A 25,306-nucleotide genomic window follows, 5' to 3' on the forward strand; every position below is an offset into this window, starting at 1 on the left:
TCCGCCGCGCAAACCCGTGACACCCCCAAGGCGCCACCGCCGCACGGGGGTTACGTCTGTGTGCGGGAGGAGCCGGTACGGGCGGCGGCCCGCGGTTCGGGGCGGTCGGCGTCGCCGCCGCACAACTCGCTGCTGAGCTTGCGGACGAGCGTGGCCAGTTCGGCGTGCCCGGCGGGGTCCCAGTCGCCGAGCAGCCCGGCGAGGACGGAGCGGCGGGCCTCGGTGAGCTGCTCGCTGAGGGCGACGCCGGAGGCGGTGAGGACGAGCGGGTTGCCGGACCGTACCGCGTATCCGCCCGCCTCCGCCTCGACCGCGGCGGTCTCGATGAGCTCGGCGGGGACGGTGGTGCGGCGGGCGAGCTCGACCGGGTCGGCGCTGCCGTCGTGCGCGATCCGCAGCAGCAGCCAGCTGGTGGCGGGGTGGATGTCGACGCCCGCGAGCCGGGTGATGCGCTGGTAGAGGTCGCGCCGCGCGTCCCGGCTGCCGAGCAGCGACAGGCAGCGGGCGATCTCGTCGAGCGAGGAGCGCTCCACGGGGTTGACGCCGACCGTCTCGCCCCCGTCGGGCACGGTGACGCTGCCGCGCAGCGGCTGCTCCTTGAGCAGCCAGGCCATGACGAAGCCGAGCGCGGCGACCGGGATCGCCCACAGGAAGACGGTCGTGATGGCCTGCGAGTACGCGTGCAGCACGGGCCCCTTGACGCTCTCCGGCAGCCTGCCGATGGCCGTGGGGTCGGCCTGCAGCCGCCCGGGGTCGAAGCCGGGCGGTACGGGCAGGCCGCGCAGCGCCGCGGCGAGCTTGTGGGAGAGCTGGTTGGTGAAGACCGTGCCGAAGACGGAGACGCCGAAGGAGGCCCCGATGGAGCGGAAGAAGGTGGCACCGGAGGTGGCGGAGCCGAGGTCCTCGTAGCCAACGGCGTTCTGCACCGCGAGCACCAGCACCTGCATGACCATGCCGAGGCCGAGGCCGAAGACGAAGAAGTACAGGCTCATCACCCAGGTGGCGGTGTGCTCGTCGAGGGTGTGCAGGAGCAGCAGGCCGATCGCGGTGACGGCGGTGCCGAGGATGGGGAAGATCTTGTAGCGGCCCGTGCGGCTGACGATCTGCCCGGAGCCGGTGGACGCCAGCAGCAGACCGACGACCATCGGGATCATGTGCACGCCCGACAGCGTCGGCGAGTAGCCGTGCACGACCTGGAGGAAGGTCGGCAGGTACGTCATCGCGCCGAACATGGCGAAGCCGATGATGAAGGAGATCACCGAGCAGACGACGAACGTCCGCACCCGGAACAGCTTCGGCGGCAGCACCGGCTCCTGCGCCCGCCGCTCGATGACGACGAACGCGACGACCAGCAGCACCCCGGCCGCGCCGAGCGCGATGATCGACGGCGACCCCCAGGCGAGCGTGCTGCCGCCCAGCGAGGTGACCAGCACCAGGCAGGTCGCGGCGGCGGCGACCGTGGCCATGCCGAGGTAGTCGATGCGGTGTGTCGTGCGGCGGGCGGGGATGTGCAGGACGGCGGCGATGACGGCGAGCGCGACGGCGCCGATGGGCAGGTTGACGTAGAAGACCCAGCGCCAGGACAGCTGCTCGGTGAACACCCCGCCCAGCAGCGGCCCCAGCACGCTCGCCGCGCCGAAGACGCCGCCGAAGACGCCCTGGTAGCGGCCGCGGTCGCGGGGCGGCACGATGTCGCCGACGATCGCCATGGACAGCGCGATCAGCCCGCCGCCGCCCAGGCCCTGGAGCGCACGGAAGGCGATCAGCTCGCCCATGCTCTGCGCGACGCCGCACAGCGCGGAGCCGATCAGGAAGATCACGATGACGGTCTGGAAGAGCCGCTTCCGGCCGTACATGTCACCGAGCTTGCCCCACAGCGGGGTCGCGGCGGTCGAGGCGAGCAGGTAGGCGGTCACGACCCAGGACAGGTGGTCGATGCCGCCCAGCTCGCTGACGATGGTCGGCAGCGCGGTCGACACGATCGTCTGGTCGAGGGCGGCGAGCAGCAGTCCGAGGGCGAGGGCCCCGATGGCGATCCGCACCTGCCGCCGGTCCTGGCCTTCCCCCGGCGCGACGGCCGCGGTGCTGGTGTCCTGCGCCATCAACGGCTCCTCGCGTCGCCCCCCGACGGTCGGACTCCCATATTCACACCATTCGTACGGCTACGGCCTGCGGGAGTGCGCCACTGGGGAGGGACCGGCTGCGCGGCGGCATGGTGTGTCGGCATAATCACTGACACGTCTTTGCGAACGCGCGAACGACGGCAGGAGGGGAACCCAGTGGCGCCGCAGCAGCCGCACCGAGCAGCCGGTTCGTACGAGCCCGTGGAAGACGGTGTGACCGATGTGACGAGGGGGCCGGGCGGTGCGCACGGCCAGGTCATCAAGGGCACGGTGGTCGCCGGTGGCTCCGGTGGCTCCGGTAGCTCCGGGGAGTACGGCGCGGGGCGGGCCGCCGAGCGGTCGGCGGAGCGCGCCGCCGCGCTCGCCGTGACCGAGGGCTTCCACCCGCTCCGGGTACGCCCGTACGTCGGCCCCTCCGACGACGGCACCCTCGGCGGTACGACCGCGCGCCCGCTCATAGACGTCGATCCGGACGGCGGGCCCGCGACCACCGACCTCGGCCTCTTCCCCACGGCGTACGCGGAGATGGAGGCGGCGGAGGAATATCCCGCCGAGCACGGTCCCCTCGCCGGGGAGCTGTCCGGGGGCGGCGGGGGCGAGCGGTCCGCCGCATCCGCCACTGCGGGCGCGGCTGCGGCCGCGGCGGCGCACGGGCGGCACCGGCGCAGGCGGCGCGGCATCGTCGTGGCCGCGGCCGCGGTCGCCGCGTCCGCGCTCGCCGCCGGGGCGGTCGCCGTGACCGGCTCCGTCATGGGCGAGGAGAACGCCGGGACGCGGGCGCTGCCCGAGCCGTCCGCCGCGACGCCCGACGTCACGCTGCCCGCGGACGCCGCGCCCGGGGCCGTCACCGAGCCCGTCGCCGTCACCCACCACCCGCCCATGCGGGCGACGACGTCGCCCGCGCCCACGGCCCCGCCGAAGGCGTCGGCGACGCCCACGGTCACGGCCACGGCCACGACCGCGCCGCCCTCCGCCACGGCGACCGCGACGCCCTCGCAGAGCGCCTCGCCGCCCGTCGCCTCGCCGTCGGACGACGGCACGCTGCGGCTCGGCGCGAGCGGGGCGGAGGTCAGGGACCTCCAGCAGCGGCTGACCCAGGTGTGGGTCTACGCCGGGCCCGTCAACGGCACGTACGACCAGGCCACTCAGCGGGCTGTGGCGACGTTCCAGATCTGGTACGGCGTCCAGGGCGACCCCGCGGGCGTCTACGGCCCCGCCACGCGTGCGGCGCTGGTCGCGGCGACGTCGCCCTCCGACAACGGTCACCATCACCGTTAGCTCTCCCGGGGGGGGCGCCCCGGGGTGCCTGTTGCGGTGTCCCGCGCGACCTTCCCTGCGTGGGGGCTGGTCGCGCCGTTCTCCCCCATAGCTTCGCCTGGGGGTACCCCCACGCAGCCCCTCTTGTCACCCGGCGGGGCATCGCGCTTCTGCTTCGGTGGGTGGGTCGGGTGCCACTCCGGGGGTACCTCCTCGGAATGCGCGTTCACCCTCACCCGTAGCCGTGAAGGGACTGGAAGCGCATTCCTGCGGGGGCACCCCCGGATCGTCCCCCTCCCGACGTCTCGTCGGCGGCTGCCCCGCCGGTGGGGGTGATGTCCCGGGGACGGCGGGTCAGCCCCCGACGGTGGTGCACCCCCGCAGGGGGCCGTCAGTCGACGTCCCACCCGCACGGGTGGTGGGGGTGGGAAACACCCCCGCGCCGCCAGGCGCGGGCACCACCGCGGCGGGGCAGCCGCACGCCCACCGCAACCTCCCGGCGCCGGAGGCGCCGCACGCCGGGTGCGGGGAGGACGGGGTCCGGCTCCCGGGGGGCGGTTACGCTCAACCGGATGCCGCCCTACGGAGTACGAGAGTTCCAGCTCATGCTGTTGCGCCGCATGGCGGACCACCATCCGGAGCTGGTGGACGACGCCCTGCGAGAGCTGGGCGCCTCGCACGCCGAGCTGCGCGCGGCGCACAACGCGTGGCAGGCCCGCCTGCGGTCGCGGACGCATCCGGGGGGCGCCCAGCGGTATCGGATGGCCCTGGGCCCACCCGAGCGCGAGCTCGAAAGGCGGGTCGGGGATCTGACGTGCAGGGCCGTGCAGTGGCCTCTTCCGTTGTGGCCGGACCTGCGGTTCGAGGTGCTGTGCGGGCCCGGCGGGCGCTCCGTGTGGAACGAGTGGCTGGTCCGCGCGCCGGGCGCGGCGCCTCCGCCGCTGGGCGGCACGGAGGATCTGGCGCCGTGGTCCTGCGTCGTCGAAGACGTCGTGCGCGCGTTCCCGCCGACCGCGCCGCTGCCCCCGGACGCCCCGAGCCGCGCCCGGCTCGCCCTGACCGCGCCGGAGACCGGCGAGCGCCTGGTCGCGCACTTCACCTGGGGCCTGCTCCAGTACGTAGCGGATCGCTGAGCAGCGCGTTTGTCGTACCGCCCGTCCGTTTGTATCGTGTGGGAACAAAGTGGTTCCGCCCGCTTCCCCTGACCGGCGGGCGGAGCCACTGAGTGCACACGCGTGCCCACTCCGAGGGAGTCCCATGCCGTCCGTCTTCACCGTCCGCGCCCTGCTCCTCGACATGGACGGCACGCTGGTCGACTCCGGCGCGGTGGTGGAGCGCTGCTGGACGCGCTTCGCGCACCGGCACGGGCTGGAGCCCGCCGCCGTCCTCGCGGTCGTGCACGGGCGGCAGGGCCACGCCACCATGGCCGAGCTGCTGCCGCACCGCCCGATGGAGGAGAACTACGCGGAGAACGCGGTGATGCTCGCCGAGGAGACCGCGGACCTCGACGGTGTCGTCCCGGTCCCGGGCGCCCCGGCCTTCCTCGCCTCGCTCGCGGGACACCCGCACGCGCTGGTGACGTCGGCGAGCGACGGGCTGGCGCGGGCCCGGATGACGGCGGCCGCGCTCCCGCTGCCGCCGGTGACGGTGACCGCGGAGCAGGTGGGCGCGAGCAAGCCGGACCCGGAGGGCTTCCTCAAGGGCGCGGCCGAGCTGGGCTTCGCGCCCGCCGAGTGCCTGGTCTTCGAGGACGCCGAGGTCGGTGTCGCGGCGGCCCGCGCCGGGGGGATGCCGGTCGTCGGCGTCGGCCCGCGCGCGGCGGCGTACGGGCCGGACGCCCTCGCCGCCACGCTGCTGGACGTGACGGTCACCGCGGGGCCGGACGGCCTGCTCACGGTGACCGTGGCCTGAGGCCTCAGCCGGCGATCGCCTCGTAGAGGCTGAAGACCGCGAGCGCGGCCATCGCCGTCGCGGCGACCTTGGTGATGAGCGACAGCGGCACCTTCTTCATGAGCATCTGCCCGCCGAAGATGCCGAGCGCGCCGACCGCCCACAGGCCCAGGACCGCGCCGATGCCGACGGAGACCGGGTTGTCGTAGCGGGCGGCGAGGTTGGCGGTCATGATCTGCGTCAGGTCGCCGAACTCGGCCACCAGGATCAGCGTGAAGCCCGCGCCCGCGACCTTCCAGAAGCTCTGGTCGGCGGGCGCCTTGACGTTCTCCTCGTCCTCCGGCTTGGACCGCAGCAGCATCACCGCGCCGCCCAGGAAGAGGACGCCGACGATCGCCTGGAGCAGGCGGTGCGGGAGCAGCGTGAGCAGGCTGCCCGCGGCGATGGCGAGCGCGACATGGACCAGGAAGGCCGCGGCGACGCCCGCGAAGACGTACGACGCCCGGTAGCGGGTGCCGAGCATGAGACTCGCGAGCGCGGTCTTGTCGGGGAGTTCGGCCAGGAAGATCACGCCGAAGACGACGGCGACGACGGTGAGGCTGAGCACGGGTCGGATTCCTCGATCGGTAGGGGATGCCCTGCCGAGAGACCGCGGGGAGGGGTCGCTTCGGCACGGCAGCGTCAGGACACTGCGGCCGAAGGTCTCGCTGGCGGTGCCACGTCGCATCACCTGCGACGCTTCACCGCTCCGGGCGCCGGCCCGGTCCGTTGCCGCGCCTTTCGGCGCCGCGCGAACCCGGCAGTATGTCGACGGTCCGGCGAAGAGCTACTCCCCTTCTGCTGCCCACCAGTGTACGGGACCCCGGACCTGGGCATATCCCGGGCACGGGCATGTTGATGCGGCCGCACACGCCGTAACGATGCGGTATCGGCGGCACTTCGGGCCGGGCGGGAACGTTGCTTCAGGAGGTATTCCTGTCGTGACAAGGTCGTGATTGTCTCGTACGTCACTCACCCCGACCGGTACCGCTGAGCCATGCTGGCGTACGCTGTACGGCTGACGGTGGATGAAGATCCGCCGGCGTTGACGCAAGACCGGCACTGAGCGTTCACAAGGCCCTGACCTGTGCGAATGGTCAGGATCGAATCGTCATTGCAGGACCTGACAGGACCCGGAAGCAACATGTAGGACCGGCAAGGACGAGGAGGCGCGGTGCTGCAAGGCCTGGGCTCTCTTTTCGAGTGGCCGTGGATCTACCTGCTCGTCGCGCTGTCCGTCCTGCTCGACGTCTTCGTCCCCGTGCTGCCCAGCGGTGTGCTGGTGGTCAGCGCGGCGACCGCCGGATCGTCCGGCTCCAGCGACGACATACTCGACGTGGTGGCGCTGCTGGCCTGCGCCGCCATCGCGTCCTGCCTCGGCGACCTGCTGGCCTACCGGCTCGCCTTCCGCGGCGGGGAGTGGTTCGCCCGCCGGATGGCCTCCTCGCGCCGGCTGACGGCCGCGCACGACCGGCTCGGCCAGGTGCTGGCGAGCGGCGGCGGCGCCCTGGTCGTCCTCGCCCGCTTCGCGCCCGCGGGCCGCAGCGTCGTGAGCCTCGGCGCCGGTACGGCCCGCCGCCGGCCGCGCGAGTTCCTGCCGTGGTCGGCCCTCGCCGGGGTCTGCTGGGCCACCTACAGCGTCGGCCTGGGCTGGATCGGCGGCGAGTGGCTGGGCGCGAGCTGGCTCGGCACCCTGATGTCCTTCGTCGCGCTGCTGGGCGCGGGCGTCTTCGCCGCGTACGTCTTCCGGCGCGAGCGGCGTACGGCGCTGGCCGCCGCGAGCTACGCGGCCGTACCACTGGCGATCCCGCCGCAGAGCGCCGCGGGCCCGGACCGCGCCTCGGTCGTCGAAGCGCTGTAGTCCCTGCCGCGCGCCTGCCGTTCACGCCCCCTCTCCACCTTTCACCACCCGCCGCCGCCCCTCGCACCACCCGCGCACGGCTGCCTCCCAGGGGCAGCCGTGCAGGTGTTTTCCCTGCCTCTGCCCCACCCGCCGCCAAAGTATTCTCACTCGATACGGCAATAGTCAGCACACACCGTCACCGAAAGAATGCTCCCGTATCACCCCCATACGGGAAGGACGGGCACCATGTCGGTTGATGCGGGCCAGGACACCGCACTCGGCAACTCCCCGGATGACGCGCGGACGAGCCTTGACACGGCCGCCGCGCGGAATCTGGCCACGACCACGAAGTCCGCACCCCAGATGCAGGGGATCTCGTCCAGGTGGCTGCTGCGCGCGCTGCCCTGGGTGAACGTCAACGCGGGCACGTACCGCGTGAACCGGCGGCTGAGCTACGCCGTCGGGGACGGGCGCGTGACCTTCGTCAAGACCGGGTCGCAGGTCCGGGTCATTCCGCAGGAGCTGGGCGAGATCGCCGCCCTGCGGACCTTCACCGACGAGGAGGTGCTGACGGCCCTCGCCGAGCGCTTCGTCCAGCGCGAGTTCGCGCCGGGCGACGTGCTGGCCGCGGCGGGCGAGCCCGCCGACACGGTGTATCTCATCGCCCACGGCAAGGTCGACAAGCTCAGCGAGGGCTCCTACGGCGAGGAGAACCGTCTCGGAAGCGTCGCCGACGGCGGGTACTTCGGCGAGCAGGCGCTGCTGTCCGCCGACGCGGCCTGGGATTTCACCGCCCGCGCCGTGACCACCACAACCGTCCTCGCGCTGACACGGCAGGATCTGGAGCAGCTCATCGCCCAGGCCGAGCCGCTGCGCACGCATCTGGACGCCGTCCGCGCGGTCCCGCAGCAGCGCACCAACCGCAAGGGCGAGGCCGACATCGCGTTCGCCTCCGGCCACCGCGGCGAGCCCAGGCTGCCGGCGACCTTCGTCGACTACGAGGTGAAGCCGCGCGAGTACGAGCTGAGCGTCGCGCAGACCGTGCTGCGGGTGCACAGCCGGGTCGCCGACCTCTACAACGAGCCGATGAACCAGACCGAGGAGCAGCTCAAGCTGACGGTCGAGGCGCTGCGCGAGCGCCAGGAGCACGAGCTCATCAACAACCCGGAGTTCGGCCTGCTCCACAACGCGGAGTACGACCAGCGCATCCAGCCGCACGCCGGCCCGCCGCTGCCCGACGACCTGGACGAGCTGATCAGCCGCCGCCGCGGCACGCGCTTCCTCTTCGCCCATCCGCGCACGATCGCCGCCATCGCCCGCGAGTGGACGCGGGCCGGCATCTACCCCACCCCGGTCGAGCTGCACGGCCACTCCGTGCCCGCGTGGCGCGGCATCCCCATTCTGAGCTGCAACAAGATCCCGGTCACCGAGGCCCGTACGAGCTCGATCATCGCCGTCCGTACGGGCGAGGACAACCAGGGCGTCGTCGGCCTCAACCAGACCGGCCTGCCCGACGAGTATTCACCGGGGCTCAACGTCCGCTTCATGGGCATCGACGAGAAGGCGGTCATCAGCTACCTCGTCAGCACGTACTTCTCGGCGGCGGTCCTGGTGCCGGACGCGCTGGGCGTGCTGGAGAACGTGAACGTGTCGAACTGGGGTTAGAGGCTGGGCATGCCCAGGTGTGAACCGCGGGCGTGAAGCCCGAAGGGGGAGGCCCCGCCGCCGGTCCGGGCGGCGGGGCCTCCCCCTTCTCGTGCTCCCCCTCGGTCAGCCGAGGATCTCCCGGAGCGCGTCCGCCGAGACGGCGAGCCCGCTGCCGAAGGGCGCGTCCAGGTCCCAGATCAGGAAGAGCAGGAAGGCGATGAGCGCGCTGAAGAGCCCGGCGAGCAGCAGCTCGCGCGCCGACCGCCGGATCTGCAGCGTGAAGATCAGCCCGACCGTCACCAAGGCCCCGGTGATGAGCCCGAACCACACCACCGGCGGCATCGTCGAGCCCGCGCTCTGCCCGCGGGCGGTGCGTGCCGCGTCCGCCGCCGCGACCTCGTCCACGAGCGGCTGGTAGGCCTGCGCCTCCAGGTCGGTCTTCGGGTCGTACTGCGTGATGTCGGTGCGCACCCGGTCCAGCAACTGCGTACCGCGCGGCGCCAGATCGCCGTGGTGCCGCATGTACGGCCATTCCTTCTCGGCGGCGAAGGACGCGTAGGCGTCCACGTCGGCCCGCACCTTGTCGCGGATCGCGGGCGGGTAGACCTGCACCCGCTCCTTGACCTCGTGCAGCGCCTGGGCCTCGGCCTGGACGGTGGACTGCGCCCCGCCCTGGCCCTCCCACACCCCGGCGATCGCCAGGCCCAGCACGATCGCGTAGATCACGCCGATCATCATGACCATGTACTCGATGACGTCCGGCGTCTCGTTCGGGTCGTCGTCCTCACCGATCCTGCGCTGCCGCAGCACCACGACCACGATCACGACCGCGCAGACCGCGACCATCGCGATCAGCAGGGCCACCCATTGCGTCATGTGAACTCCCCCTCGCGTCCTACCGGTTGTTCCTGCGATACGCGCCCGATCCGGGCTTGAGCACGGCTGCGGCCAGCAGCCCCGGCACCGTCGTGACAAGCAGCACGGTCGTGAGCTTGCGGCGGTGCTGCACGGGCGCCGCGGCGGGCACGGGCGGCCGGTCGGGCCAGTGCACGGCGGGCGGCGCGGGCTTCGGCGCCGGCTTCGGCGCGGGCGGTGCCGGCTTCGGCGGCGGCTTGGGCGCGGGCTTCGGCTTCGGGGCGGGCGGAGGCTCGGGTATGGCTCTCACCACCGGTTTCTGCGTGGGTTTCGGCTTCGGTTTCGGTACGGGAGTGGGTGTGGGTTTCGGCGCCGACGTGGTCGGCGGCGGGGGCGGGGGTGTCGTAGGAGGCGGTGTCGTAGGGGGCGGTGGTGTCGGCCGGTGGCAGTGCAGCGGCGGGGGCCACTTCCACTCGCGGTGCCAGTGCCCGCACCAGTGGGCGGGCCGCGGCAGCCGCGGCGGTTTCGGGAGATGCGGCGGATGCGGCGGTCCCGGCGAGTGCGCCTGGTGCGTCGGCCGGGGCTTCGGCGTGTGGTGCGGGGCCGGGGCCACGGGGTCCGGCACCTGCACGCGGACGTTCACCTGCCCGCCGGAGACCCGTACGGAGACGTGTGCGGGGATCCGCACGGAGACGGCGCCCGGGTCGCGCGCGGGAGCGCGTACGGGCGAGGACGACCTGTCGGCGAGATCGGGCGCGCGAACGGACCCGGGCGGGCGGGGGCGCCCCGGCGCGGCCTCCGCCGCACCGCTGACCCCCCACGCCCCGGTGGCCGCCGTCACCACGGCGACCACCGTCCAAGCCCGCAAGCGCCTCCCTCTGGGAGTGCTCACGCATTCATGGTCAGCACCGCGCAAGCCGCCGCACAGGGACATCGGCGGCATTCCCCGTAAGGGGTAACAAGGCCGCTAAACATACGATCACCTGCTCGAATCCCCCGGCGGGGCACCTTCCAGCCCGGCCGCCTTGCGCAGCAGCAGGGACCGCTCGCGGGCGTTGCCGCACAGCCGTGCGGCGAATTCCAGCTCCTCCCGGGCCTCGGCGGTGCGGCCGAGCCGGGCGAGCAGCTCGCCGCGCACGCTGGGCAGCAGGTGGGAGCCCGACAGCCGGCCGGAGGCGGCCAGCTCGTCCACCATGCGCAGCGCGGGCTCCGGCCCGCTCGCCATGGCGACGGCCACGGCCCGGTTGAGCTGGACGACGGGCGAGGGGGCCACCCGGCCGAGCGCCTCGTAGAGGAGGACGACCCGCTCCCAGTCCGTCTCCCGCACCGAGGGCGCCGTCGCGTGGCAGCCGGCGACGGCGGCCTGGAGGCCGTACGGCCCGAGGCCCCGCCCGGCGGCGGTCGCCCGGCCGAGGGCAGCCAGGCCCCGGCGGATCGCCGAGCGGTCCCAGCGGCGCCGGTCCTGGTCCTCCAGGAGCACCGGCTCCCCGTCGGGCCCGGTGCGCGCCGGAAAGCGCGCGGCGGTCAGCTCGAACAGCGCGAGCAGCCCGTGCGCCTCCGGCTCGGCGGGCAGCAGCGCGGTCAGCGTCCGGGCCAGCCGGACCGCCTCGTACGCGAGGTCCCGGCGTATCAGCTCGTCGCCGGCCGTCGCCGTCGAGCCCTCCGTGAAGATCACGTACAGCACGCTCAGGACGGCGCCGAGCCGCTCGCGGCGCTCCTCGGGCGGCGGCAGCTCGAAGGGCACGTGCGCGGCCGCGATCGTCTTCTTCGCCCGGGTGATCCGGGCCTGGACGGTCGCGGTGGGCACGAGGAACGCCCGCGCGACCTCCTGGCTGGACAGGCCGCCCACCACGCGCAGCGTGAGCGCCACCCGGGCCTCGGGCGAGAGCACCGGGTGGCAGGCGGTGAACATCAGCGCGAGGACGTCGTCGTCCACCCGGTCGGGGTCCCACGGCAGATCGTCCGGCTGCCCGGCCCTGGCGTGCCCGCCCGCGCTGAACTCGCCCTCGGCCAGCTGCCCCGCGAGCAGCGCGTACCGCTCGTCGAGCGCCGACCTGCGGCGGAAGGCGTCGACGGCCCGCCGCCGCGCGGTCGCGAGCAGCCAGCCGACCGGGCTGTCCGGCACCCCGCCGCGCGACCAGCTGACGAGCGCCTCGGCCAGCGCCTCCTGGGCGACGTCCTCGGCGAGCGCGAAGTCCCCGGTCCAGCGGGCGAGCGCGCCGACGATCCGCGCGGACTCGATCCGCCACACGGCCGAGGCGGCCCGCCGCGCCGCCTCGGCGCCCGGCGGGCCGCCACCGACCTCAGCCATCAGAGCTGGCCGGTCCGCTCACGCCAGGCCCGCTCCTTGACGATCCACTCGTTGTCCTGCGGAAATTCGTCGATACCCGGCACCCGGCGGATCTCGACCTTCGAACCGGCCGTCGCCGGGAGGCGCTTGGCCCACTCCACGGCCTCCTCCTTCGAGGCGACGTCGATCAGGTAGAAGCCCCCGAACAGCTCCTTGGTCTCCCCGTACGGCCCGTCGGTGACCACCGGCGTCTCCGCGCTGAAGTCCACCACCACTCCCTGCCCCGGGTCGTCCAGCCCCTCCGCGGCGACGAGCACGCCCGCCCGGATCAGCTCCTCGTTGAAGCGCCCCACCGTCTCCAGCATCTCGTCGAAGGGCGTCTCCATCATCTTCGCAACGGATTCGTCGGTGCCGCGCATGATCAGCATGTATTTGGCCATCGTCGCTCTCCTTGACCGGGGTCGTCTGTCGACCCTCTCTATCCCAGGTCGAACGGCGAGCGCGCGGATCGACACAGGACGCGGACACGGAGGAGATTTTTTTCCGGCGTGCGGGCGGGCCGCCGTCCGCACGCCCCGGCGCGGGGTTCAGCGCAGTGCGAGGCCGCTGCCGTGGCGGAGCAGCGGGAGGTCCTCCCGGGTCGGCAGGCCCTCCCAGTCGCCGTGGGCTCCGACGCAGCAGGCGCCGGCCGCAGCCGCCCGGGCGAGGCGGTCGGCGTGCGGGAGTGCGTCGAGGACCGCGGACAGGTAGCCGGCGACGAAGGCGTCACCCGCGCCGATGCTGTCCACCACCGTGACGGGAAGGGCGGGTTGGAAGAGGCTCCCCCCGGACGTGTGGCAGTGGGCGCCGGCGGCTCCCGCGGTGACGACGACCTCCGCGACGCCCCGCGCCAGCAGGTCGGCGGCCGGGCGCTCCGCCGGGCCGAGGAGGTCGAGCTCGTCCTGCGAGGCGAAGACGGTGTGCACCCAGGGCAGCAGTTCGCCCAGCGCCGCCGCGGCGTCCGCCCTGGACCACAGGCGCTCGCGGTGGTTGACGTCGAGCGTGACGCGGACTCCCGCCGTGTGCGCGGTCCGCGCCGCGGTCAGGACGGCCTCGCGTGCCGTGGCCGACAGAGCGGGGGTGATACCGGTGAGGTGCAGCAGCTCCGGGGAGAGGGCGGTCAGCGCCGCGACGCACTCCGCCGCCGTCAGGGTGGACCCGGCCGAGCCTGCCCGGTGGTAGCTGACCCGGGTGATGTCGGGGGCGGGCTGGTCGAAGGCCACGAAGCCGGTGAACGCCCCCGCCGCGGACCGGACGAAGCGGGTGTCGACGCCCTCGGCCCGCAGCGTCCTGCGGATCAGGGCGCCGGGCTGGTCCTCGCCCACCACCCCGGCCCAGCACACCTCGTGGCCGAGCCGGGCCAGGCCGATGGCCACGTTGCTCTCCGAGCCCGCGACGGACAGCTGCGCCGTACCGCCGAGCCGCAAGGGGCCCGGGGTGCGTATCGAGGCCATCGCCTCGCCGATCGTCAGTACACCGGTCATGGCGCTGCTCCCGTCACGCGGCCCGGTGGTCGCCGGGCGCCGGTACGGGCGGCGGCGGTACGGGCGCCGGTGCGACGGCGGCGAGCAACGCGGCCGCCCGTGCGGCGAGTCCGGCCTGCGCCCCGCCCGTACCCGCGTCGCCCAGCAGCGGGGAGCCGACGCCGACGGCGCGTGCCCCGGCCGACAGGTAGGCGGCAGCCGTGTCCGCGCCGACGCCGCCCACGGCGACCAGCGGCGCGTCCGGCAGCGGCGCGAGCAGCTCGCGCAGGTAGCCGGGCCCGTGTGCACCGGCGGGGAATATCTTCACCGCCGCCGCGCCGAGGTCCAGCGCGCCGACCACCTCGGTCGGTGTCAGCGCGCCGCACACCAGCGGGAGGCCGATCTCCACGCTGCGGCGGGCTCCCCGGGTCGCCGCCGGGGTGACGGCGAATCCGGCCCCGGCCGCCGCGGCGGCGTCGGCGTCGGCTGCCGTGCGGACGGTTCCCGCCCCGATCAGGACCGTGGCCGGGCACTCCCGGCGCGCCTGCGCCACCGCCTCCAGGGCGCCCGGAGTGGTCAACGACACCTCCACCGCGGTGACTCCGGCGTCGACCAGTGTGCGGACGCAGGCCACGGCGCGGCCGGGTCCGTCGGCCCGGACGATGGCGAACACCCCGCGCCGGGTCAGTTCCTCCAGCAAGTTCACAGCGTCTCCGTGGTGGGGTCGAGGACAGCAACATGGTGGATGCTAGTTTCAATATGCGCAATGACCAAGTCATCATGCGAATAGCCAACCCCGAGGAGCGTGCATGCGCATCACACAGGTGACGACCCACGTCATCAAGCAGCCGACCGAGTCGGCCTATCTCGGGAAGCTGGACGACGGGACCGCACCGCGCGCCGACGACGGCTACTTCGTCCGGCCCCCCTGGCGCAGCCTCTACTCCGCCCGCATGGAGACCCTGCTGGTCTGCGTCACGACCGACGAGGGGATCGAGGGATGGGGCGAGGCGCTGGCCCCGGTCGGGCCCGAGGTGGTCGCCGCGATCGTCGACCGCATGCTGGGCCCGTGGCTGATCGGCCGCGACCCCCGCGCGGTCCGGCCGCTGTGGGACGGCATGCGCGATCTCATGCGCGAGCGCGGCCACCTGGTGGGCCATCAGGCCGACGCCCTCGCCGGACTCGACATCGCCCTGTGGGACCTCGCGGGCAAGGCGGCCGGACTCCCCGTGGCCCGGCTGCTGGGCGGGGCCTACCGCACCGGCATCCCGGCGTACGTCTCCGGCCTGCCCGAACCCACCGACGAGGGCCGGGCCGAGCTCGCCGCCGGCTGGGCGGCCAAGGGCGCCCGCGCGGTGAAACTCGCCGCCGGCAAGGGGGTCGAGGCCGATCTCGCCACCTACGACGCGGTGGCCGCGGCCGCCCCCGGCCTGCGGATCGCCGTGGACGCGCACTGGGCGTACAGCCTGGCCGAGGCCCTGGAGCTGGGGCGCGAACTCGACCGCAGGCGCGCGCTGTTCTTCGAGGCGCCGATGGCGCCCGAGGACACCGAGGGCCACCGCGACCTGGCCTCGCGCATCACCACCCCGGTGGCGGTCGGCGAGGCCCTGCGCAACCGCTACGAATTCCGCGACTGGCTCTCCCGCCGGGCCCTGGGCCTGGCCCAGCCGGACGTCGCCAGGACCGGCATCACCGAGGCCGTCACGATCGCGGCCCTCGCCGACGCCCACCACGTGCCCGTGGCCTGCCACCACTCGGTGGGCCTCGGCGTGTCCCTGGCCGCCGGCCTGCATGTCTCCGCGGCGGTCCGCGACAGCCCCTTCTTCGAGTTCCAGCCCACCACCGTTCCCTTCGCCCAGGCGATCCTCCGTACGCCGCTGACCGCGGGCCCCACCGGCTTCACGCTGCCCGAGGGTCCGGGACTCGGTGTCGAGATCGACCGCGAAACCGTCCTCGCACTCGCCAAGGAGAGCTGACCGTGCCCAGCGACGTCGCACCCACCGGGCTGATCCCCATCCTCGCCACGCCGTTCACCGACTCCGGGCGGCTCGACACCGCCTCGCTGCGCTCCCTGGTGGAGTTCCAGCTCCGGTGCGGTGTCGACGGGCTCGCCGTCTTCGGCATGGCGAGCGAGGGCTTCGCGCTGACCGCCGAGGAGCGGGCCGTGATCCTGCGCGTCGTCCGGGAGGTGGCCGGCAGCGGCTTCCCCGTCGTCGCCGGCGTCAACGGCACCGGCACCGTGGTCGCCGTCGAGCAGGCCCGGCAGGCCGCCGCGGGCGGCGCCGACCACCTCATGGTCCTTCCCCCCTTCCTCGCCAAGCCCGACCGGCAGCAGACGATCGACTTCTTCGCCGAGGTCGCGGCCGCGAGCGGGGCGGGCGTCATGATCCAGGACGCGCCCGGCGTCACCGGCGTCCCGATCGACGCGGCGGCCGTCGCGACGCTCGCGGGCGTCCCCGGCATCACCTCCGTCAAGGTGGAGGCGCCGCCGACCCCGCTGAAGGTGGCAGCGGTGGCCGAGGCCGTACCGGACGGCTTCGCCGTTCTCGGCGGCCAGAACGCGCTGTCACTGATCGAGGAGTACGACAACGGCAGCGTCGGCACCATGCCCGCGTGCGAGTTCGCCGACCTGCTCCGGGGGGTCCTGGACGACCTCGCGGAAGGGCGCAGGGCCGAGGCCCGTGCGGGGTTCGGCCGGCTGCTGCCGCTCATCCAGATCGGCATGCGCCCGGGCCAGGCGTGGGCGGTGCACAAGGAGGTGCTGCGCAGGCGCGGCGTCATCGCGTCCGGCGCCGTACGGCTGCCCGCCCAGGAGCTCGACCCGCTGACCGCCGAGGCCCTCGGCGAGATCCTGGACGAGCTGCGGCTCACCGGCCGGCCGGAGGTCCTCGCGTGAGCCGCGCCGTCCTGCTGGTCGGCAGCTCCTCGCCGATCGGCCACGCCGTCGCCGAGGCCTTCGCCCTGGCCGGGGACCGCGTCATGGGCGTCTCGGTCGGCGGGCCCGCCCCCGCCTGCCTGACCGAGGACCTCCGCCTCGACGTCAGTACGGCGGCGGGCGCCGACGAGGCGGTCGGCCGGACCGTGGAGCGGCTCGGCGGGCTCGACGTCCTGGTGCTCGCCGCCGCCGTCATGGCACCGGCGCCCGCCCACCTGGCGACGCCCGACGAATGGCACCGGGCGATCGACAACACCCTCCACACCGCCTACTTCCCGGCGCGCGCCGCCCTGCCGGTCATGCCGGGGGGCGGCAGCGTCGTCGCGGTCAGCTCCGTCAACGCCACGCTCGCCGCCCCCTGGCTCCCGGGCTACGCCGCGGCCAAGGCAGGTGTCGAGGGCCTGGTGCGGCAGCTGGCGCTCGACTACGGCCCGCGCGGCATCCGGGTCAACGCCGTCGCGCCGGGCATGATCGGCAACGACGACCTGCCGAAGGTCACCGAGGGCTATCCGCTCGGCCGGGTCGGGGAGCCGTCCGACGTCGCCCAGGCCGTGCTGTACCTGGCGTCGGCGGGCTTCGTCACCGGCGTGGTGCTCCCGGTCGACGGAGGGCTCTCCATCGCCTCCCCGGCCGCCTTCCTGCGCCCCGACCTGCGCGAGAAGCTCTTCGGCGCCGACGAGCCGGAAAGCCGCTGACGGCGCCGCGGCCGCTTCCCGCGCGGGTACGCCGGTACGCCCGCGGTACGGGTAGGGGCCGGCGGTCTCAGCCCGGCTGCTCCTGCGACGACAGGGGCACCCGGGGCTGGGCGGCGAAGGCGACGGTGAAGCCGAGGGCGACCGACAGCTCGTCGGCCGCCTCGATCACGGTCAGCGCCAGCTCCCGCTGCCGGCCCGGCTGGTCCAGGTCCAGGTCCGACAACGGGCCGCTCAGCGAGAGCGCGGCCACCACCTGGCCGCCCCGGGTGCGGATCGGAGCGGCCAGGCAGGCCCGGCCGAAGGCCAGCTCCTCGACCTCCGTGGCGTAGCCGCGGCTGCGGATCTCGGCGAGCACCGCCTCCATGGCGGCGGGCTCGGTGATCGTGTGCGGGGTGTAGGCGTGCGCGAAGCCCCGGTCGAAGTACGCCCGGACGTATGCGGCGGGCTGCTCGGCCAGGACGGCCTTGCCCATGCCCGTGGCGTGCAGCGGCGCGGTGCGCCCGGCCATGGTGAACGACTTGGGCGACCTGGCGCCCTCGAAGTTGCACAGGTAGAACAGCCGGTCGTCGCGGAACTCGGCGAGATTCACCCCGAGGTCCGTCGCGTGGGCGAGGCTCTGCGCGATCGGCCGCGCCGCGCGGAAGAGGGACGAGCTGTTGAGCGCCACCGAGCCCAGCGTCACGGCCGCCGGGCCCAGCCGGTACAGCCCGGTCCTGGCGTCCGGCACGACGTAGCCGAGACGGTCCAGCGTCGACATCATCCGGGAGACCGTGGACTGGCCCAGTCCCGTCTGTGCGCACAGCTCGGTGACCCGCAGCTCGCTGTGCTCGTCGGTGAAGCAGGCGAGCAGCGACATGGCCCGCTCGACGGCCTGCGTCCCGGCGCCGGATTCGGCTGCCATGATTCTCCTGTTCCGCCGCGGCCACCCGCCACTGCGTCATCCGCCATCCACCACGTGCAACGTGCTTGCACATCCTGGTGAGACGGTAGCGCATCCCCGGGTCGGTCCGCCCCCCGCACGCGACCGGCCGACGGCACGCCGGGAGTCGCGGAGGCCCTTTTTCGCGCCCCGGTGAAGGAGAATCCGGCACGGGAGGGGGTGCGAGGGGAAGGGGTACAGGGGGACGAGGACAGGACGAGGGAAGGAACGCCGGTGGCCGTGCTCGGACTGGGGTTGGCCGCGCTGGGCCGCCCGGAGTACCTGACCGTCGGTCACGGCCCGTCCCTGGGAGCCGACCGCTCCGTCGAGGGCCTGCGCAGACGCTGCGAGGAAGTGTGCGACGCCGCATGGGCCGGCGGGATCCGGTGGTTCGACGCGGCCCGCTCGTACGGGCTGGCCGAGGAGTTCCTGGCCGGGTGGCTGAGCAGCCGTGCGATCGGGCCGGAGGACGTCACCGTCTCGTCCAAGTGGGGCTACACCTACACCGCCGACTGGCAGCCCGGCGCACCGGTCCAGGAGGTCAAGGACCACTCCGCCGCCGCGCTGGCCCGCCAGTGGCCGCAGTCCCGGGAGCTGCTCGGGGGGTGGCTCGGCCTCTACCAGGTCCACTCGGCGACCGAGGAGTCCGGCATCCTCGACGACGAGGCGGTCCTGCGCGACCTCGCCGGCCTCGGCCTCCGGGTCGGGCTCAGCCTCAGCGGTCCGCACCAGGCCCGCACGCTGCGCAGGGCACTGGCCCTCCGGGTCGACGGCCGCCCCCTCTTCTCCGCCGTGCAGGCCACCTGGAACGTCCTGGAGCCCTCGGCCGGCCCCGCCCTGGCCGAGGCCAAGGCCGCGGGCTGGACGGTGATCGTCAAGGAGGCCCTGGCCAACGGCCTCCTCGCCGCCCCGGGCCCGGCCACCGCCCCGCTCGGTCCCGACCCCGCGGTCCCGGCCCTCTCCGCCGCCCTCGCCCAGCCGTGGGCGGACGTCGTCCTCTCCGGCGCCGTGACCACCCCCCAACTCCTCTCCAACCTCACCGCCCTCACCACCCCGCCCCCCACCCCCGACGTCTACGCCCCCCTGGCCGTAGCCCCCCAGGCCTACTGGACCCGCCGCGCGGCCCTGCCGTGGACCTGAGAGCAGGACGTCCGGACGTCGCCGGCCCCGGGACATGAGTGGGCGCTGTCCGAGCTGCTGTGACATCCCGACACCATCGGGCGGTGTGATGCCGGTTACTTCACTGTGCCAACCGTTGCCGCAGGTGCCATGACCAGGCCGCCCCGGCTTTTCGACCGCCGCGCGGCCATGCTGCCGCGACCTGCCCACGACGGTCCGGCGCCTCCGGCGGAGAGGCCGAGAGCGGTCGTGCCGCGGAGCGCCCACCGCGAGCGGGTCCCGCAGCGTACGCCGCCCGAACGCGGCGCCGAGCCCGCCCACGATCCGCGTCGGGTCGCGGCGGGCGGCCGGCGGCCGGGCGTCGAGGACGGGCTGCGCGGCGTCCCTCGCCCCGGCGACGACGTCGTACGGGTCTTTCAGCGGCCCCGGCGGCCCGCGAACGGGCGCCGAGCGTCGCGCAGACGACCGCTCCGAACAGCAGCCCGGCCCAGGACGCCGCGCCGACCCGATGGCCCGCCGTCAGCGCGTAGCCGAGGAGGCCCGCCGCGCCGCCCAGCGAGAAGACCAGAAAGCTCCGGAGCGCCCACCGCCACCGCGGGGGGTGGGCCGTGCCTGACGTCATGCGAAGGAGTATCCGCCGCGCGGGCCCCGACGCGGCCCGCCGGGTGGCATCAGCGGCTCACCGGGCCGCGGGGGCCGCCCGCCGCCGGCAGCGGCTGAAACACTTCCGCCGCCGGTATCGAAGTAGAGACGAAAGGATTCACCGGAGGAAGGAGAGCTTGTGCCGTCGAGTGAACGGGTGCCGAGGTCGCGCGGTGGTCCCGCCGCGGGTGTGCTCGACAAGGAGAGCTTCGCCGAACTCTATCGGCGTCATGTGGACGCGATCACCCGCTTCATGGCTCGCCGGGTGGACGACCCGCACACGGTGGCCGACCTCACCGCGGACGTGTTCGTGGCGGCCATCGACTCCGCCCACACCTTCAAGCTGTCGGCGGGCAGCGAGGTCGGCTGGCTTTACGGGATCGCGCGGCACGTTGTCGTCGACGAGCTACGGCGTGCCGGTCGTGAGGCCCGAAAGGCGGGCCGGATCGCCGGACGCCGACTGCTCGACGAGGACGACATCGGCCGGCTGGAGGAGAAGCTCGACGCCGAGAGCGCCGGACGGCGGCTCCGTGCCGCGATGGCCGGGCTCCAGGAAGGTGAACGGGCGGCGATGGAGCTCGTCGTCGTGGACCAGTTGACCGTCCGGGAGGCCGCGCAGGCTCTCGGCATACGTCAGGTCAGCGTCCGGGTGCGGCTGCACCGCGCCCGCAAGACGCTGCGGGCATCAACCAACACCAGCACTGACGACAACCGCGCAAGCCTGGCGATCGTCCAGCACACGAGGGGGATGCTGTGATGACATTCGAGGACCGCCTCATGACCGAGCTGATGAACGACAGCGGGTGGGAGACCCAGGAGCCGCCGGTCGAGGCCCGTCGGCGGCCGCTCCACCGTTCGCGGGTGGTGTGGGGCGCGACGGCCGCAGCCGCCGCGACAGCGGTGGCGGCAGTGGTCGTCGTCGCGGGGCCGGCTGACACGCCCGCATACGCGGTCACCAAAAACCCCGATGGCACGGTGATCCTGCGGCTGAACGAGGTGGGTCTGGACCGCGCCGCGCAGAAGCCGCTTACCGCGAAGCTGCGCGCGGCGGGCATCCAGGTGGTCGTCGACACCGTACCCGCGGGGAAGGCCTGCGCAGAGGACCGCGGGCGTGCGGTGAACAACCTGTGGAAGAGGGAGGGCCGAAGTGCCATGACCGCCACGCTGAAGCCGGGAGACACGCTGGCACTCACCTACAGCAGGACCAAGTCCTCGTCGGCCGGCGCGGTCAGCCTGTTCTCCGGTCCGGTCTCCAGGTGCCGGCTGGTGGATGACGGCGTGACCGACGGGGGCACTGTGCCGTTCAGCCAGTTGCGGGCGGGCTCGCCCAGCACAGCTGACGCCGCCGGCTGATGGGCTGTACGGGGTCTCGGTGAGCGTTTGATTCCCGGTCGTCTGTTTCGTGCGGCTGAGCGGTCGCGCGGACAGGCCTGCGGGCATGGTTGGGGGCTCGGGCGTTCGTCTCGGCGGCGAGTGGTCCGTGCCCGTGGGATCAGGGGGACGGAGTCGTCCACGGCGATCTGGTCGAGGACGAGGCAGACGATCCGGACGTAGGAGTCCGGGGCGATCTGCTCGACAGCCCGTCCTGTTGCCCGTGTCCCCCGCCACGCCTATCCGCGCGACCTCTTAAAGGCCCACCTTGCCGTACTTCACCCCTTTTGCCCGCCTCTGTGGTTGAGTGAGCCTCTGAGGAGTGACCTCCTCCTCGGCGAACGGCGAAAGGACAAGCGGGATGTCGAACCACTTCACCGGTCTCAGCCTCGGCCCGCCGCTCGGGGACCAGCGGCTCGACCTGTGCGACCTGTACGCCTTCCAGGCGCCCGCCGACCCGACGCGCACGGTGATCATCCTCAACGCGAACCCGAACGCCGACGCCCTGCACCCCGACGCCGTCTACCGGGTGAACATCGACAACGACGGGGACGCCCTCACCGACATCGCGGTGAGCTACGTCTTCGCACCGCCGCAGAACGGCCGGCAGACCTTCAGCGTCTTCGTCGCGCACGGCGAGGAGGCCCGGTCGCCCGAGGCGGTCGGCGAGAAGGTCGTCTCGGACGCGGAGGTCTCCTTCGGCCCCCAGGCCAAGCCCGTACGCGCCGGCTCGGCCGCCTTCTTCGCCGGCGCCCGCAGCGACGCCTTCTTCTTCGACTTCGACGGCATCCAGAAGCTCTACGACACCAGCGGCGGCCGCAACTTCACCGCCCCCCACCTCGGCGGCGACTCGCCGTGGACAGGCGTGGACTCCAACGCGACGGCCAACGTCTTCTCGACGGTGATGGAACTGCCGACCGCCGACCTCCTCGGTGCCGGCCCGGGAATCCGGATCTGGGGCCGCTGCAGCCTGCGCAAGGACGGCCGGCTGGAGCACGTCGACCGCGCCGGCCACCCCTCGGTCAGCAGCTTCTTCAACACCGACGAGACGAAGGAGGAGTACAACGCGAGCGAGCCGGTCAACGACCGCGAGCGGTGGACCGACCAGTTCGTCCACCTCATGGGGCACACCGGCGGCTACTCGCGCGAGGAGGCCGTCGCCGCCATCGACGCCGAGGGCCTGCTGCCCGACATGCTGGCGTACGACCCCTCCCGGCCCGCCCGCTACCCCAACGGCCGGGTCTTCACCGACGACGTCATCAACCACCGCCTGGCGTTCCTGTCCAAGGGCGACATCCCGCCCACCGGCCTCGCGCCCCACACCGACGTCCTCACCGTCTTCCCCTACCTCGGCAGCCCCCACCCCGCGACGGACTGACCGCCGGCGCCCCGTCCGCGGCGCGCCGCCGTCCCCGCGCAACGGTCGGCCACCACCTCCCGGCGTCGCATCCGAGGTCAGTACGCCAGCAGCGGGCCCAGGGGGCCGAGGTCGAGGTTGAGGTCTTCGCGGCGCAGGCCGTGGTGGGCGCAGAGGTCGTTCATCGCGCGGTCGAGGTGCATCAGGGCGGTGCCGAGCCGCTCCTCCTGGTCGGGGGTGAGGTCGGCCTGGTCGAGGCGGCGGACGGCCTGGCGTTCGAGGAGCTGGCGGACCAGCTCGACCAGGGTGAGGACGAGGGACACCAGGTCGCGGGCGGTGTTCTCGGGGTCGAGGTCGACGCGCGTGCCGGTCACAGGGGGCCTCCGTCGGCCCAGGGAGCGGGGACGCGTTCGCTGACCGAGGCGAGCAGGGCGTGCAGCGAGAGGCGGACGAGCGGGACGTCAGCGACGGCGATCACGAGGTCGCCGCTGATGACCACGCCGGTGGCGAGCACCCGGTCGAGCAGGTCGACGAGCGGCACCCCGAGGGGAGCGCCGCTCTCCGGGCCGAGCCAGGGCACGACGTCGGTGGTCGTCACGGGCCCGCCTCCGCGCACTCGCCGGTGAAGGAATACGGCACCCAGGGCCCGGACACGTCGATGTGCAGGCCGAGCCCGGCGTGCGTGCCGTTCAGCGCGTGAACGGCGGCGACCAGGTCCGGCGCCCTGCCGTCGTCCACGAGGAAGGCGGCGTTGAGGATCTGGTGGCGGTCCTTGCCGGTGACGGCGGTGCCGTGCGGCGGCCGGCGCACGGCGGCGACGGCGAAGGCCGCAGCGGCGTGGTGGACGTGCGCGGCCACCTGCCGGATCGCCTCCTGCCGGGCCTGCCGGTCGCGTTCACGGCCACGCACCCGGGCCAGATACGCCGCGCCCGAGACGTCCGCCCCCCGGCCGGCGCCCTCGCCGCCGGCCGGGACGGAGTCCGGTGCCCGCACCTCGGCCTTGACCGACCACTCCGCGCGCCCCGTCACGCGGTCGAGCGCAGCCCGCAGCCTCGGCACCTGCTCGGCCAGGGCGGCGACGGCCCTGTCCCGATCGGTGAACAGGGTGGCGAGCGGCATCGGTACGACGGGGCCCGCCCCGGCCGCCGCCGTCACCACGGCGTGGTGGGTCCGCGCGCAGGCTTCCAGCGCGGCAGGGTCGCCGAGCCGGTGTTGCAACGCCTCCTGGGTGAAGTCTGCGGCGGGCACCGCCTGGACGACGGCGGACAGGCCGGTGCCGGGCAGCGGGAGCAGTTCGAGCGGGCTCCCGCCCGGATGGCCGGCGGCGTCGGCGGGCATTCCCGGCCCACCTTCGCGGCGGACGGCGAAGACGCAGGTGGCGGTCGCCGCTTCGGCAGGAGCACCGCTCGGCTGCCGCAGGCCCGCGGCCGTCATGCGCCCGCCTTCGCCCGGTCGCGCTTGGGAGTGCGCGAGGGCGTACCGCCCTCCAGCTCCGCCAGGCGCTCGCGCAGTTCGCGGTTCTCGTGGGCGAGGGCGTTCTCGGCGGCCCGGGAGGAGAGCGCCGGGTCGGTCTCCCACCAGTCGATGCCGGCCTTCTTCGCCGTCTCCACCGACGAGACGAACAGCCGCAACCGGATGGTGAGCAGCTCGATGTCGAGGAGGTCGATCTTGATGTCCCCGGCGATCACGATGCCCTTGTCGAGGATCCGTTCCAGGATGTCGGCGAGGTTCGCCGTGGACGGGGTGGGGCTGTAGGGGGCGACGGATTCGAGGTGGTCGAGCGTGGTCATCTGCGGCTCCGGGATTTCCGGGGCGCGTCCTCTTCGTCCTCTTCGTCGTCTTCCTCGCCGTCCTCGTACTCCTCGTCCTCTTCGAGCTCGGGCTCGGGCTCGTCCTCCGCGTACTCGTCCTCGTCCTCGTAGTCGTCGCCCTCGTTGTCGCCCTCGCCGTCCTCCGCGTACTCGTCCTCCGGACCCTCGTCGTCCTCCAGGCCCTCCTCGTGGGAGCGCACGACCTCGCCGTCGCGGACCTCGCCCCGCCAGCCCTCCAGTTCCTCGTCCGCGTGGAGGGTGATGTGCCGGCCGACATGCTTGAGGTCGAGGCGGAGCCGCCTGCCCTGGGCACGCCAGAGGTTGGCGGTCTTCTCGAAGAAGCCGGCGGGGGTGTACTCCACCACGACCAGGATCCGGGTGAGCTGGGGGCCGAGTTCGTGGAAGCTCACGCAGCCCGTCGTACTGCCCTTTTCGCCCTCCGAGGTCCACACGATCCGCTCGTCGGGGATCTGCTCCTGGATGGTCGCCTTCCAGCTGCGGCTGGACGGGCCCACCTTGAGATTCCAGGTGGTCTCGGTGTCGTCCTCCTGCGAGACCCCGCGCACCCCCTTGGTGAAGTCGCTGAAGTCCTCGAACTGCGTCCACTGGTCGTAGGCGGTACGCAGCGGCACCCCGACGTCGAGGGACTCCACGATGTTGACGGCCTTGAGGTTGCCGCCCTTGCCCGCGCCGCCCCCGCCGCCTCCGACTGCGCTCTTCACCTTGCCGACCACCGAGTCCTTGGCGTCCTTGGCCTTCTGACTCACCGTCGCCTTGAGCGGTGAGTCGCCGTGCATGACGCGGCTGCCGATGCCCAGCAGGCCGCCTCCGCCGTCGTCCTTGCCCTCGGCGACGTCGGACAGCCGGTCGGTGAGGTCGGACACCTTGCCGCTGGCCTTGTCGACCCAGCCCTGTGTCAGGTCGTTCAGGAAGTGGCCGAACTGCTCGCGGAAGTCGTCGAGTCCCGTGGGACCGTCCGGCTTCTCTTCTTCTTTCTGCTTGGCCATGCCC

Annotated in this window: 26 protein-coding genes; 12 read left to right on the top strand and 14 right to left on the bottom strand. The window is 73.5% G+C overall.

Annotation, left to right across the window (positions count from 1 at the left end; genetic code table 11):
* Positions 1-50: 50 nt before the first annotated feature.
* On the bottom strand, positions 51-2,102 hold the full coding sequence (locus IH54_RS0117485; protein ID WP_052397563.1) for an MFS transporter: 2,052 nt from the start codon (positions 2,100-2,102) through the stop codon (positions 51-53).
* Positions 2,103-2,336: 234 nt separating this feature from the next.
* Here IH54_RS0117485 and IH54_RS0117490 point away from each other — a divergent pair, with 234 nt between their 5' ends.
* From IH54_RS0117490 to IH54_RS0117505, 3 genes are all read left to right on the top strand, one after another.
* Entirely contained in the window at positions 2,337-3,401 is a 1,065-nt protein-coding gene (locus IH54_RS0117490; RefSeq protein WP_159011906.1) for a peptidoglycan-binding domain-containing protein, read from the top strand.
* A gap of 551 nt (positions 3,402-3,952) precedes the next feature.
* Positions 3,953-4,513, top strand: a complete 561-nt coding sequence (locus tag IH54_RS0117500; protein WP_031517767.1) for a hypothetical protein — start codon at positions 3,953-3,955, stop codon at positions 4,511-4,513.
* Positions 4,514-4,637: 124 nt separating this feature from the next.
* Positions 4,638-5,291, top strand: a complete 654-nt coding sequence (locus IH54_RS0117505; protein ID WP_031517769.1) for an HAD-IA family hydrolase — start codon at positions 4,638-4,640, stop codon at positions 5,289-5,291.
* A 4-nt stretch (positions 5,292-5,295) separates the two neighbouring features.
* Here IH54_RS0117505 and IH54_RS0117510 read toward each other — a convergent pair whose 3' ends face one another.
* Entirely contained in the window at positions 5,296-5,877 is a 582-nt protein-coding gene (locus IH54_RS0117510; RefSeq protein WP_031517770.1) for a TMEM165/GDT1 family protein, read from the bottom strand.
* A 606-nt stretch (positions 5,878-6,483) separates the two neighbouring features.
* Between IH54_RS0117510 and IH54_RS0117515 the strand changes: the two genes are divergently transcribed.
* Entirely contained in the window at positions 6,484-7,170 is a 687-nt protein-coding gene (locus tag IH54_RS0117515) for a DedA family protein (protein ID WP_043181327.1), read from the top strand.
* Positions 7,171-7,398: 228 nt separating this feature from the next.
* On the top strand, positions 7,399-8,817 hold the full coding sequence (locus tag IH54_RS0117520; RefSeq protein ID WP_031517773.1) for a family 2B encapsulin nanocompartment shell protein: 1,419 nt from the start codon (positions 7,399-7,401) through the stop codon (positions 8,815-8,817).
* Positions 8,818-8,922: 105 nt separating this feature from the next.
* On the opposite strand, the gene IH54_RS0117525 is transcribed toward IH54_RS0117520, so the two are convergent.
* The 6 genes from IH54_RS0117525 to IH54_RS0117550 form a co-directional block, all read right to left on the bottom strand.
* Positions 8,923-9,675: a DUF4239 domain-containing protein gene (locus IH54_RS0117525; protein WP_031517775.1), complete on the bottom strand. Its 753-nt coding sequence runs from the start codon at positions 9,673-9,675 to the stop codon at positions 8,923-8,925.
* A 19-nt stretch (positions 9,676-9,694) separates the two neighbouring features.
* Positions 9,695-9,964, bottom strand: coding sequence for a hypothetical protein (locus IH54_RS41710; RefSeq protein WP_159011908.1), 270 nt, complete (start codon positions 9,962-9,964; stop codon positions 9,695-9,697).
* A 669-nt stretch (positions 9,965-10,633) separates the two neighbouring features.
* Positions 10,634-11,965, bottom strand: coding sequence for an RNA polymerase sigma factor (locus IH54_RS0117535; RefSeq protein WP_031517777.1), 1,332 nt, complete (start codon positions 11,963-11,965; stop codon positions 10,634-10,636).
* A complete protein-coding gene (locus tag IH54_RS0117540; protein ID WP_031517780.1) occupies positions 11,965-12,384 on the bottom strand; it encodes a YciI family protein in 420 nt (139 codons plus the stop codon). The genes IH54_RS0117535 and IH54_RS0117540 overlap by 1 nt, the downstream gene beginning before the upstream one ends.
* Before the next feature lie 147 nt (positions 12,385-12,531).
* Positions 12,532-13,467: a sugar kinase gene (locus IH54_RS0117545; protein WP_031517781.1), complete on the bottom strand. Its 936-nt coding sequence runs from the start codon at positions 13,465-13,467 to the stop codon at positions 12,532-12,534.
* Between the two features lie 13 nt (positions 13,468-13,480).
* Entirely contained in the window at positions 13,481-14,152 is a 672-nt protein-coding gene (locus IH54_RS0117550) for a bifunctional 4-hydroxy-2-oxoglutarate aldolase/2-dehydro-3-deoxy-phosphogluconate aldolase (RefSeq protein WP_052397565.1), read from the bottom strand.
* A gap of 103 nt (positions 14,153-14,255) precedes the next feature.
* Here IH54_RS0117550 and IH54_RS0117555 point away from each other — a divergent pair, with 103 nt between their 5' ends.
* The 3 genes from IH54_RS0117555 to IH54_RS0117565 are packed head-to-tail and all read left to right on the top strand — an operon-like array spanning position 14,256 to position 17,076.
* Positions 14,256-15,422, top strand: coding sequence for a mandelate racemase/muconate lactonizing enzyme family protein (locus IH54_RS0117555; RefSeq protein WP_031517784.1), 1,167 nt, complete (start codon positions 14,256-14,258; stop codon positions 15,420-15,422).
* Between the two features lie 2 nt (positions 15,423-15,424).
* Positions 15,425-16,342 (top strand): dihydrodipicolinate synthase family protein, encoded by a 918-nt coding sequence (locus IH54_RS46935; protein ID WP_031517785.1) that lies wholly within the window; start codon positions 15,425-15,427, stop codon positions 16,340-16,342.
* Positions 16,339-17,076: an SDR family NAD(P)-dependent oxidoreductase gene (locus IH54_RS0117565; protein WP_043181330.1), complete on the top strand. Its 738-nt coding sequence runs from the start codon at positions 16,339-16,341 to the stop codon at positions 17,074-17,076. The genes IH54_RS46935 and IH54_RS0117565 overlap by 4 nt, the downstream gene beginning before the upstream one ends.
* A 67-nt stretch (positions 17,077-17,143) precedes the next feature.
* On the opposite strand, the gene IH54_RS0117570 is transcribed toward IH54_RS0117565, so the two are convergent.
* Entirely contained in the window at positions 17,144-17,977 is an 834-nt protein-coding gene (locus IH54_RS0117570) for an IclR family transcriptional regulator (RefSeq protein WP_052397566.1), read from the bottom strand.
* A gap of 252 nt (positions 17,978-18,229) precedes the next feature.
* On the opposite strand from IH54_RS0117570, the gene IH54_RS0117575 reads away from it, so the two are divergent.
* The 4 genes from IH54_RS0117575 (at position 18,230) to IH54_RS0117590 (ending at position 22,505) form a co-directional block, all read left to right on the top strand.
* Complete coding sequence (locus tag IH54_RS0117575; RefSeq protein ID WP_043181332.1) at positions 18,230-19,135, top strand: aldo/keto reductase; 906 nt, start codon at positions 18,230-18,232, stop codon at positions 19,133-19,135.
* A 760-nt stretch (positions 19,136-19,895) separates the two neighbouring features.
* Entirely contained in the window at positions 19,896-20,513 is a 618-nt protein-coding gene (locus IH54_RS0117580; RefSeq protein WP_234343578.1) for an RNA polymerase sigma factor, read from the top strand.
* Positions 20,513-21,109: a hypothetical protein gene (locus IH54_RS41715; RefSeq protein ID WP_052397567.1), complete on the top strand. Its 597-nt coding sequence runs from the start codon at positions 20,513-20,515 to the stop codon at positions 21,107-21,109. The genes IH54_RS0117580 and IH54_RS41715 overlap by 1 nt, the downstream gene beginning before the upstream one ends.
* A 379-nt stretch (positions 21,110-21,488) precedes the next feature.
* The gene (locus tag IH54_RS0117590; RefSeq protein ID WP_031517795.1) at positions 21,489-22,505 is read left to right on the top strand and encodes a DUF4331 family protein; all 1,017 of its coding nucleotides are present in this window, start codon (positions 21,489-21,491) and stop codon (positions 22,503-22,505) included.
* Between the two features lie 77 nt (positions 22,506-22,582).
* On the opposite strand, the gene IH54_RS0117595 is transcribed toward IH54_RS0117590, so the two are convergent.
* Genes IH54_RS0117595 through IH54_RS0117615 form a run of 5 tightly spaced genes read right to left on the bottom strand, consistent with a single transcriptional unit; the run spans position 22,583 to position 25,302 of the window.
* Complete coding sequence (locus IH54_RS0117595) at positions 22,583-22,858, bottom strand: gas vesicle protein K (protein WP_031517797.1); 276 nt, start codon at positions 22,856-22,858, stop codon at positions 22,583-22,585.
* A complete protein-coding gene (locus IH54_RS0117600; protein ID WP_031517799.1) occupies positions 22,855-23,082 on the bottom strand; it encodes a gas vesicle protein in 228 nt (75 codons plus the stop codon). Before IH54_RS0117600 ends, IH54_RS0117595 begins: the two co-directional genes overlap by 4 nt.
* Entirely contained in the window at positions 23,079-23,918 is an 840-nt protein-coding gene (locus IH54_RS0117605; protein ID WP_031517800.1) for a GvpL/GvpF family gas vesicle protein, read from the bottom strand. The genes IH54_RS0117600 and IH54_RS0117605 overlap by 4 nt, the downstream gene beginning before the upstream one ends.
* Positions 23,915-24,274: a gas vesicle protein gene (locus IH54_RS0117610; RefSeq protein WP_031517801.1), complete on the bottom strand. Its 360-nt coding sequence runs from the start codon at positions 24,272-24,274 to the stop codon at positions 23,915-23,917. Before IH54_RS0117610 ends, IH54_RS0117605 begins: the two co-directional genes overlap by 4 nt.
* The gene (locus IH54_RS0117615; RefSeq protein ID WP_031517803.1) at positions 24,271-25,302 is read right to left on the bottom strand and encodes an SRPBCC family protein; all 1,032 of its coding nucleotides are present in this window, start codon (positions 25,300-25,302) and stop codon (positions 24,271-24,273) included. Before IH54_RS0117615 ends, IH54_RS0117610 begins: the two co-directional genes overlap by 4 nt.
* Positions 25,303-25,306 lie beyond the last annotated feature (4 nt).

The organism is Streptomyces sp. NRRL F-5123 (assembly GCF_000721495.1).
In the GTDB taxonomy this organism is placed as follows: Bacteria; Actinomycetota; Actinomycetes; order Streptomycetales; family Streptomycetaceae; genus Actinacidiphila.

What these genes read in the sequence shown, in the direction of transcription:
- IH54_RS0117520 (WP_031517773.1), top strand. Translation starts at nt 7,399, where the DNA reads ATGTCGGTTGATGCGGGCCAGGACACCGCACTCGGCAACTCCCCGGAT.
- IH54_RS0117605 (WP_031517800.1), bottom strand. Translation starts at nt 23,918, where the DNA reads ATGACGGCCGCGGGCCTGCGGCAGCCGAGCGGTGCTCCTGCCGAAGCG.
- IH54_RS0117570 (WP_052397566.1), bottom strand. Translation starts at nt 17,977, where the DNA reads ATGGCAGCCGAATCCGGCGCCGGGACGCAGGCCGTCGAGCGGGCCATG.
- IH54_RS0117610 (WP_031517801.1), bottom strand. Translation starts at nt 24,274, where the DNA reads ATGACCACGCTCGACCACCTCGAATCCGTCGCCCCCTACAGCCCCACC.
- IH54_RS0117535 (WP_031517777.1), bottom strand. Translation starts at nt 11,965, where the DNA reads ATGGCTGAGGTCGGTGGCGGCCCGCCGGGCGCCGAGGCGGCGCGGCGG.
- IH54_RS0117525 (WP_031517775.1), bottom strand. Translation starts at nt 9,675, where the DNA reads ATGACGCAATGGGTGGCCCTGCTGATCGCGATGGTCGCGGTCTGCGCG.
- IH54_RS0117505 (WP_031517769.1), top strand. Translation starts at nt 4,638, where the DNA reads ATGCCGTCCGTCTTCACCGTCCGCGCCCTGCTCCTCGACATGGACGGC.
- IH54_RS41715 (WP_052397567.1), top strand. Translation starts at nt 20,513, where the DNA reads ATGACATTCGAGGACCGCCTCATGACCGAGCTGATGAACGACAGCGGG.
- IH54_RS0117615 (WP_031517803.1), bottom strand. Translation starts at nt 25,302, where the DNA reads ATGGCCAAGCAGAAAGAAGAAGAGAAGCCGGACGGTCCCACGGGACTC.
- IH54_RS0117540 (WP_031517780.1), bottom strand. Translation starts at nt 12,384, where the DNA reads ATGGCCAAATACATGCTGATCATGCGCGGCACCGACGAATCCGTTGCG.
- IH54_RS0117485 (WP_052397563.1), bottom strand. Translation starts at nt 2,102, where the DNA reads ATGGCGCAGGACACCAGCACCGCGGCCGTCGCGCCGGGGGAAGGCCAG.
- IH54_RS0117555 (WP_031517784.1), top strand. Translation starts at nt 14,256, where the DNA reads ATGCGCATCACACAGGTGACGACCCACGTCATCAAGCAGCCGACCGAG.
- IH54_RS0117545 (WP_031517781.1), bottom strand. Translation starts at nt 13,467, where the DNA reads ATGACCGGTGTACTGACGATCGGCGAGGCGATGGCCTCGATACGCACC.
- IH54_RS0117590 (WP_031517795.1), top strand. Translation starts at nt 21,489, where the DNA reads ATGTCGAACCACTTCACCGGTCTCAGCCTCGGCCCGCCGCTCGGGGAC.
- IH54_RS0117500 (WP_031517767.1), top strand. Translation starts at nt 3,953, where the DNA reads ATGCCGCCCTACGGAGTACGAGAGTTCCAGCTCATGCTGTTGCGCCGC.